Below are 7,678 nucleotides of genomic sequence, written 5' to 3'. Positions count from 1 at the left end.
CCCACATCCGACGCGAGAAACGCCGATCTGCCGCGCTGGCTTGACTGGTTCAACCGATCAAGACCACACTCCGCACTCAACCGAACGCCTCCCCTCTCAAAGGTGAACGACCTCGTAAGAACTCACAGCTAGCGCCCCGACCCCACGCAGGGCCAGAAGCAGCGACATCGCCGCCAGAAAGACCGAGGCCAGCCGCCGCAGTACCAGCATCGCGCGCGGCTGGCCCGCCCCGCCAAGTCCCGCGCCGACAGCGGCCCAGAATACCGCCACCAGCGCGACAAGACCGGCGAACAGCGCCAGGTTCCAGCCCAGCCGCTCGGGCGAGGGCAGGAGAACCAGCCCGAAGATCAGCGCCTTGGGGTTCAGCGCGGTCGTGGTGACCAGCGCCCGTGCGCTGACCGCCCGCACCGCCGAATCCGGTCCCGGCAGGCGCCACAGCCGCACCGCCAGCACCGCGACCCAGAGCGCCGCCGCCAGCGTCACCGCAATGCGCAGGGCGGGCAGCCCCTCCAGCGCCGCCGCGCCCAGCAGCGCCAGCGGCAGGACGGTCAGGAAATAACCCGCAAGCTCGGCCGGGATCAGGCGCAGCGCGCCCTGCAGGCCGCGCTCGGCCCCGGCCAGGAGGATCAGCGTATTCGTCGGTCCCGGCGTCAAGAGCAGGGCCAGAACGGCAAGCGAAAGGTCCAGCGGCGTCATCATCCCTCCGAAACTGGCCCGCGGATGCCACGGCGGCAAGCGTCCAGCCTTGATCCGCGTCAAATTGACCCCGGCCACGCGTTGCCAAGGGAACGGAACAGGATTATCTGGATCGCAAGGCCCAGAGGGGGAACTCCATGCGCGACCTCAAGCTTCCCGGCGAGCGGCATCCCGAAAAGGCGCACCGCGCCGACAACGCCCAGCCGAAGAAACCCGCCTGGATCCGGGTCAAGGCCCCGACCTCCGAAGGCTACAGGCAGACCCGCGACATCCTGCGCGAGAAGAAGCTTGTCACCGTCTGCGAGGAAGCCGGCTGCCCCAACGTCGGCGAATGCTGGAGCCAGGGCCACGCCACCATGATGATCATGGGCGAGATCTGTACCCGCGGCTGCACCTTCTGCAACGTCGCCACCGGCAAGCCTCAGGCGCTGGACGCCTTCGAGCCGGGGCGCGTCGCCCATGCCGTCGCGGAACTGGGGCTGGCGCATGTCGTGGTGACCAGCGTCGACCGCGACGACCTGGATGATGGCGGGGCCGAGCATTTCGCCCAGACCATCCGCGCGATCCGCCACCGCTCGCCCGCCACCACGATCGAGGTGCTGACCCCCGACTTCCTGAAATGCGCCCCTTCGGCGCTGGAAAAGGTGGTAGCGGCGCGGCCGGACGTCTTCAACCACAACCTGGAAACCGTCCCCGGCCTCTATCTCGAGGTCCGCCCCGGCGCGCGCTATTTCCACAGCCTGCGCCTGTTGCAGCGGGTCAAGGAACTGGACCCGCTGATGTTCACCAAATCCGGCATCATGGTCGGCCTCGGCGAGGACCGGCAGGCCGTCCTGCAGGTGATGGACGACATGCGGTCGGCGGACGTGGATTTCCTGACCATCGGCCAGTATCTGCAACCGACGCCCAAGCACCACGCCATCGCCCGTTTCGTGACGCCCGAGGAGTTCAAGGCCTATGAGACCTCCGCCTGGGGCAAGGGCTTCCTGATGGTCTCGGCGACGCCGCTCACGCGCTCCAGCTACCACGCCGGCGACGATTTCGCCCGGATGCGCGCGGCGCGGCAGGCGGGCAGGGGGTAAGCAAGGGGCCGCCCGGTGGGCGGCCCTTTTTCAATCCTGCGCCGGTCTCAGAACTTGAAGCCGACGCCGACATCGTAGATCTCGTCCGAGCCTTCCAGCTTGCTGCCGCCGCCTTCGACGAACAGACCGTTGTCCATGCTGTAGGTCGCCGAGATGGAGTAGAGGTCGGAGGTGTCCTCGAGCAGCAGCAGGTCGCCGCGCAGCGTCAGGGCCGACATCACATCGAAGCTGCCGTAAAGCCGCAGGCCGTTGTGCGTGCCCGAAACATCGTACCGCGACAGCGCCGCGCCCAGGTCGAAGCGGTCGGCATCATGGAAGGCGCCGATCTGCATGACGCTCGGATCTTCGCCGGGGGAGGTGGCGAACTGGCCGGTGATGAAGAAGGTCGTCGCGCCGCGCTCAAAGCGCATCACGCCTTCGGCAACGTCGGAATTCGCGTCGTTCAGGTGGTGATAGCCCGCGCCGAAGGTCAGGTCGCCCGTGGTCTGCTGCCAGGTCACGCCCGGGGTCATGCTGTTGTCCTCGAAGCTGGCAAGGCTGGCCAGCGATCCGGTGAAGAGGCCGGTTCGCAGGTCCAGCACGCGCGAGGAGGAAAAGCGCGGCATCACCCGCATCGTTTCCAGCACCGGGCGGGGCGCGCCAACGGCGATCTCGCCGATCCCGGTCGACAGGACCAGCGCGGCCCAGCCATTGGTCAGTTCCTCGCCGTCGTCGAAATGGGTGCTGTCCACGGCGGCATCAAAGCCCAGCAGCCCGCCCGAGCGCCAGGACATCCCCAGGTCGCCGTCAAGGGCCCAACCCGTCGGGCCGCCATCCACATATTCCAGCTTCACCTCGCCGCCGAAGGTCAGGCCGGTCGCGGCCTCCTGCGCCGCCGCGGGAAGTGCTGCGAGGGCGAAAAGGGCGGGAATAAGAACGCGGGTCATGGCAAGTCCAGTCTGCTTACGATTGCAATATCATACCGCAATATCCTGCAGGGGAAAAGGGATGCGGCCCGATATGGGGTAGGGCGACCCCGGCTGTTGCGCCGGGGCCACGTCATTCCACGGTCGGCACCGCCAGCAGATATTCCGCCACCGCCAGCCGGTCGCCCTCGGGCAGCCGCGCCATGTTCTCGACCACATGCGCCATATGGCCGCCGACGCTGTCATAGTCCGGCGTGAAACCCGTGGTCAGGTATTGCGTGATATCCGCCGCCGTCCAGCCCAGCTTGCCCGGCGTGATGTTCGGGATCCGCCCCTCGCCCGAGGGGTTCGGCGCCCCGCCCAGCCAGCGCGCGGTGTCCAGCCCCCCCAGCGCCGTGCGGGGCGTGTGGCACTCGCCGCAATGCGCCATCGCCTCGGCCAGATAGCGGCCACGGTCCGCGGTGGGCGTCAGGTTCCCCTCCAGCGACCAGCCATCCGACAGGTACAGAAGCTTCCACAGCCCCACCGCCTCGCGCCGCGAAAAGGGAAAGACCAGTTCATGCGGCTGGCTTGGCGCGGGGTCGGCGGGCAGGGTCCGCAGATAGGCGTAAAGATCCGCCACATCCTGCAGCTTCATCTTCGCATAGGAGGCATAGGGCAGGGCGGGATAATAGTGCGCGCCCTCGGGGCTGACGCCGCGCTGCAGGGCATTGGCCAGGTCAAGAAGGCTCCAGCCGCCGATCCCGGCCTCGGGGTCCTGGCTGATGTTGGGCGCGACGAAGGTCCCGAAATCCGAGGCGAAGCGCTGTCCGCCCGCAAGCACCAGCTGAGCCTCGCCCGTGGCCCCCGGCGCCATGTGGCACGAGGCGCAGCCCGTGGCCAGGAACACCGCCTCGCCCCGGCCGGCATCGCCTGCCAGCCCCGCGACATCGCCCGCCGACAGGGGATCGGGCCGCGCCAGCAGCCACAGGATCCCGGCCGCCACCACCGCCACAAGCACCAGCCAGCGCAGAACCCGCATTCCGTCCCTCCGTCCGTCATTGATCCGCGCCAGCCTAGCCAAGTGGACCGGACTGTCCAATCACGGTTTCAGGCGGTCGACCCGCAGCCAGTCCGGCCAGCCGAACAGCCATTCCGCCCCCGCCACCGCCAGACAGGCCGCGACCACGCCCAGGACCAGCGCCACCCGCCGGGCCGAGGGCGGGTGCCGCGCCCAGCGTTTCGCGCGCATGAGCCAGGCCAGCACGGCTCAGCTCTCCAGGAAGCGGACCTTGCCGATATAGGGCAGGTTGCGGTTCCTCTGCCCGTAGTCGATGCCATAGCCCACCACGAATTCGTCGGGAATCTCGAAGCCGGTCCAGTCTGCCTTGACCGGCACCTCCCGGCGCGAGGGCTTGTCCAGAAGCGCGCAGACCTTCAGCCGCCGCGGCTGGCGCGCCTGCAGAAGGTGGATCACGTGATGCAGCGTGAATCCGGTATCGACGATATCCTCGACCAGAAGCACGTCGCGCCCGGCGATCTCGCCGCGCAGGTCCTTCAGGATCCGCACCTCGCGGCTGGAATGCATCGCGTCGCCGTAGCTGGAGGCCTCCAGGAAATCGACCTCGACCGGCAGTTCGATCTCGCGCACGAGGTCGGCGATGAAGACGAAGGACCCGCGCAGAAGCCCCACGATCACCAGCTTGTCGGTGCCGTGGAAATGCGCCGTGATCTCGCGCGCAAGCGCCTCGACCCGCGCGGCGATGGCCTTGGCGCTGATCAGCTGGTCGATGACATAGGGCGGGTGGGACATGGACGGATTCCCTGCATGAGCGAGGTCTTCCTAGCGGTATTCTCCGGCCGTTTCGAGGGGAAGCTGCGTCGCGCGTGCGGATCCCCCGCCGCCGGGCCCGAAGCGGACTGCCGGGCAAGACGGCGGCGATGGTTGGGCGCAGGCGCTTGACCCCCGCGCCCCGACGCGCGACATGGGGGAAAACAGCCCCGTGCCGATGCCCAGCCATTCCGAGACCAAGCGCCTGCCCTATACCGCCCGCCAGATGTACGATCTGGTGGCCGATGTGGCCTCCTATCCGAAATTCCTGCCCTGGAACTCGGCCGCCCGCATCCGCTCGCGCCGCCCCGTTCCGGGCGGCGAGGTGATGGAGGCCGACCTGGTGATCAGCTTCAAGGTGTTCCGCGAACGCTTCGGCAGCCGGGTGACGCTCTGGCCGGATCAGCTGCGGATCGACACCGAATATCTCGACGGTCCCTTCCGCCACCTGAAATCCACCTGGGCCTTCCGCGACATTCCCGGCGGCTGCGAGGTCGACTTCCACGTCGATTTCGAATTCCGCAACGCGATCCTGCAAGGCATCATCGGCGTGGTGTTCAACGAGGCGATGCTGCGCATCGTCCGCGCCTTCGAGCGCCGCGCGGCCGAGCTTTACGGGCCTGCAGCGCCCTGACGCGACGGAATGCCCTCACCCCGGCGTGAAACCCAGGTCGCGACCCCGAGGCCCCCGATGCGCAAGCTTGTCCTGCTGATCGCCCTGCTGCTTGCCCTCCCGGCCCTTGCCGATACCGTCCGGCTGGGCGAACGGTATTACCGGATCGAACTGCCGGCGCAGCCGAAAGGCGCGCCCCTGATCCTGGCGCTGCACGGCGGCGACGGGAACCCCGACCAGTTCGCCGCGGCCTCGGGCCTTGCCCGCGCCGCAACCCGCGCGGGCTATGCGGTGGCCTTCACGATCGAGGGCGGCGCGCATCACTGGCCCGGAGGCCGCAAGGCACGGCTGGCAGAAGGCAAGACCCAGGAGATCGACGCCAATGCCGAGATCCTGCGCTTCTTCCTGCTGCATCCCTGACCGTCTCTCGGGCCAAATTCCTTCGAAGGAATTTGCAAATCCTTTCGAAAGGATTTGGCGCCCTATCCCACCGCCGCGGCCAGAAGCCCCAGTGCATGCTGCGTCGCCGCGCGGCGCACCCCGGCCCGGCCAAGCGCGCCGAACTCCACCGTCTCGACCCGCGTCCCGCCGCCCTTCCGCGCGAGGCCGAAGCAGACCCGGCCCTCGGGCTTGAACTCCGACCCGCCCGGCCCGGCGATCCCGGTGATCGACACCGCGATATCGGCCGCCGACCGGGCCAGCGCGCCCTCGGCCATCTCGCGCGCCACCGGCTCGGAGACCGCGCCATGGGCGGCGAGCGTGTCCGGGGCGACCCCCAGCAGCTCCAGCTTGGCCGCGTTGGAATAGGTGATGAAGCCGCGCTCGAACACCGCCGAGGACCCGGCCACATCGGTCAGCGCCGCCGCGACCATCCCGCCGGTGCAGCTTTCCGCCGTGGCGACGGTCAGGCCGCGGTCGCGCGCGCGCGCCAGCAGCTCGGGAACGCTCACCCCAGCCACGGCTGCACCAGCCCGTGCCAGAGCCCGGCCAGCCCGACCGCGCAGAGCCCGGCGAAAAGCCCGGCCCAGAGGTCGTCCAGCATCACCCCGACCGTCCCCCCCATCCGGTCCGCCCGGCCGACAAGCCAGGGCTTCCAGATGTCGAACAGCCGGAACAGGAGGAAGGGCGCCAGCCAGCCCGGCCAGGCCCCCAGCGCCAGATCGGCCACCCCATGCCGCCAGAGCGGGATCACCGTGAAGGACAGCGCCAGAAGCTGTCCCGCCACCTCGTCGATCACCACCTCGGACGGATCCTCGCCGCCGGTCGCGCGCAGATAGGGCGGCACGGCCAGGAAGCCCGCGACCACCGCCAGCACGGCGCCCGCCGGAACCGCCAGCGCCCAGCCCGCCTGATAGGCCGCGACCGCCAGCGCCACCGCGACCGCAGAGGCCCAGGTGCCGCTTGCGGGCCGCAGGAATCCCGCGCCGAAGAAGGTGGCGACGAGCCGGCTCATGTCTTCACCAGCGTCGCGGTGGCGATGGCGGCGATGCCTTCCTCGCGCCCGGTGAAGCCCAGCCGTTCCGAGGTCGTGGCCTTGACCGAGACGCGCCCCACGTCCGCCCCCATGATCCGCGCCAGTTCCGTCTGCATTTCAACGGCATGCGGGCCGATCTTCGGGCGCTCGCAGACCAGCGTCACGTCGCAGTTGCCCAAGGCGTAGCCGCGCTCCGCCGCCAGCCCGATCGCATGCGCCAGGAAGACATGGCTCGCCGCGCCCTTCCATTGCGGGTCCGAGGGCGGGAAATGCCGCCCGATGTCGCCCTCGGCCAGAGCGCCATAGATCGCATCGGTCAGGGCATGCATGCCCACATCGGCGTCCGAATGGCCCAGAAGCCCGCGCGAATGCGGCACTTTCACCCCGCACAGCCAGACGTGGTCGCCCTCGCAGAAGGCGTGCACGTCATAGCCATTGCCCAACCGCACATCCATGGTCCGCCCCTTCAGGATCGCCTCGGCCCGGGCAAAGTCGCCGGGCCAGGTCAGCTTCAGATTGCTCTCCTCGCCCTCGACGATGGCGACGTCAAGCCCCGCGGCGCGGGCGACCTCCACGTCATCCGCCGCCCCGCCGGGATGCGCCCGATGCGCCGCGAGGATCGGCGCGAAGCGGAAGGCCTGCGGCGTCTGCGCCCGGTAGATGCCGGCCCGGTCCACCGTGCCCGCCACCAGCCCGCCCGCGCCGCGCCAGAGCGCATCGCTGACCGGCAGGGCCGGGGCCGCGCCCTGGTGCACCGCCAAGGCCGCGACCAGCCGGTCCACCAGTCCGCGCGTGACCAGCGGCCGCGCCCCGTCATGGATCAGCACCGCCTCTACGCCCGAGCCCTCCAGCGCCCGCAATCCCGCCAGGACCGAGGCATCCCGCGTCGCCCCCCCCTCGACCAGTTCGACGCCGAAGGCTTCGGCCCGCGCCCGGTCCTCGGGGTGGATCACCAGAAGCACCCGCAGCCCGGCAAAGGCTGCCAGCGTATGCGCCAGCACCGGCTTGCCCGAAAGCACCTGCCATTGCTTCGGCATCTCGCCGCCCATGCGGCTGCCGCGACCGGCGGCGACGACGATGACGGCAGTATCCATGCGG

Annotated in this window: 12 protein-coding genes; 4 read left to right on the top strand and 8 right to left on the bottom strand. The window is 69.5% G+C overall.

Features of this window, described 5'->3' with window-relative positions; genetic code table 11:
- Window positions 1–132, top strand: a 132-nt coding sequence (locus I7S92_RS23435; protein ID WP_197641424.1) for an integrase core domain-containing protein, incomplete at its 5' end; no start/stop codon positions are given.
- On the opposite strand, the gene I7S92_RS01975 is transcribed toward I7S92_RS23435, so the two are convergent.
- Window positions 97–699, bottom strand: coding sequence for a hypothetical protein (locus I7S92_RS01975; protein ID WP_242070011.1), 603 nt, complete (start codon window positions 697–699; stop codon window positions 97–99). The genes I7S92_RS23435 and I7S92_RS01975 overlap by 36 nt on opposite strands.
- A 134-nt stretch (window positions 700–833) precedes the next feature.
- Here I7S92_RS01975 and lipA point away from each other — a divergent pair, with 134 nt between their 5' ends.
- Window positions 834–1,778: a lipoyl synthase gene (gene lipA, locus I7S92_RS01970; RefSeq protein ID WP_197641772.1), complete on the top strand. Its 945-nt coding sequence runs from the start codon at window positions 834–836 to the stop codon at window positions 1,776–1,778.
- Between the two features lie 47 nt (window positions 1,779–1,825).
- On the opposite strand, the gene I7S92_RS01965 is transcribed toward lipA, so the two are convergent.
- From I7S92_RS01965 to hpt, 4 genes are all read right to left on the bottom strand, one after another.
- Entirely contained in the window at window positions 1,826–2,704 is an 879-nt protein-coding gene (locus tag I7S92_RS01965) for a porin (RefSeq protein ID WP_197641771.1), read from the bottom strand.
- Between the two features lie 112 nt (window positions 2,705–2,816).
- Window positions 2,817–3,704: a cytochrome c gene (locus I7S92_RS01960; protein ID WP_197641770.1), complete on the bottom strand. Its 888-nt coding sequence runs from the start codon at window positions 3,702–3,704 to the stop codon at window positions 2,817–2,819.
- Window positions 3,705–3,764: 60 nt separating this feature from the next.
- Entirely contained in the window at window positions 3,765–3,929 is a 165-nt protein-coding gene (locus tag I7S92_RS01955; protein WP_197641801.1) for a hypothetical protein, read from the bottom strand.
- Between the two features lie 3 nt (window positions 3,930–3,932).
- Window positions 3,933–4,475 carry a hypoxanthine phosphoribosyltransferase gene (gene hpt / locus I7S92_RS01950; protein ID WP_197641769.1) on the bottom strand — a complete coding sequence of 181 codons (543 nt, stop codon included), beginning with the start codon at window positions 4,473–4,475 and terminating at the stop codon, window positions 3,933–3,935.
- A gap of 196 nt (window positions 4,476–4,671) precedes the next feature.
- Between hpt and I7S92_RS01945 the strand changes: the two genes are divergently transcribed.
- Together I7S92_RS01945 and I7S92_RS01940 are read left to right on the top strand one after the other, a co-directional pair.
- Window positions 4,672–5,127, top strand: coding sequence for a type II toxin-antitoxin system RatA family toxin (locus tag I7S92_RS01945; protein ID WP_197641799.1), 456 nt, complete (start codon window positions 4,672–4,674; stop codon window positions 5,125–5,127).
- A 57-nt stretch (window positions 5,128–5,184) separates the two neighbouring features.
- A complete protein-coding gene (locus tag I7S92_RS01940) occupies window positions 5,185–5,526 on the top strand; it encodes an alpha/beta hydrolase family protein (RefSeq protein ID WP_197641768.1) in 342 nt (113 codons plus the stop codon).
- A gap of 62 nt (window positions 5,527–5,588) precedes the next feature.
- Here the strand turns inward: I7S92_RS01940 and I7S92_RS01935 are convergent, their stop codons facing one another.
- Genes I7S92_RS01935 through I7S92_RS01925 form a run of 3 tightly spaced genes read right to left on the bottom strand, consistent with a single transcriptional unit; the run spans window position 5,589 to window position 7,674 of the window.
- Complete coding sequence (locus tag I7S92_RS01935; protein ID WP_197641798.1) at window positions 5,589–6,056, bottom strand: CinA family protein; 468 nt, start codon at window positions 6,054–6,056, stop codon at window positions 5,589–5,591.
- Window positions 6,053–6,559, bottom strand: coding sequence for a phosphatidylglycerophosphatase A family protein (locus tag I7S92_RS01930; protein WP_197641767.1), 507 nt, complete (start codon window positions 6,557–6,559; stop codon window positions 6,053–6,055). The genes I7S92_RS01935 and I7S92_RS01930 overlap by 4 nt, the downstream gene beginning before the upstream one ends.
- A complete protein-coding gene (locus I7S92_RS01925) occupies window positions 6,556–7,674 on the bottom strand; it encodes a bifunctional 2-C-methyl-D-erythritol 4-phosphate cytidylyltransferase/2-C-methyl-D-erythritol 2,4-cyclodiphosphate synthase (protein WP_197641766.1) in 1,119 nt (372 codons plus the stop codon). The genes I7S92_RS01930 and I7S92_RS01925 overlap by 4 nt, the downstream gene beginning before the upstream one ends.
- Between the last annotated feature and the right edge of the window lie 4 nt (window positions 7,675–7,678).

This window comes from Tabrizicola soli, from assembly GCF_015999335.1.
Lineage (GTDB): Bacteria > Pseudomonadota > Alphaproteobacteria > Rhodobacterales > Rhodobacteraceae > Tabrizicola > Tabrizicola soli.
This window is presented reverse-complemented; position numbering and strand designations above follow the sequence as displayed.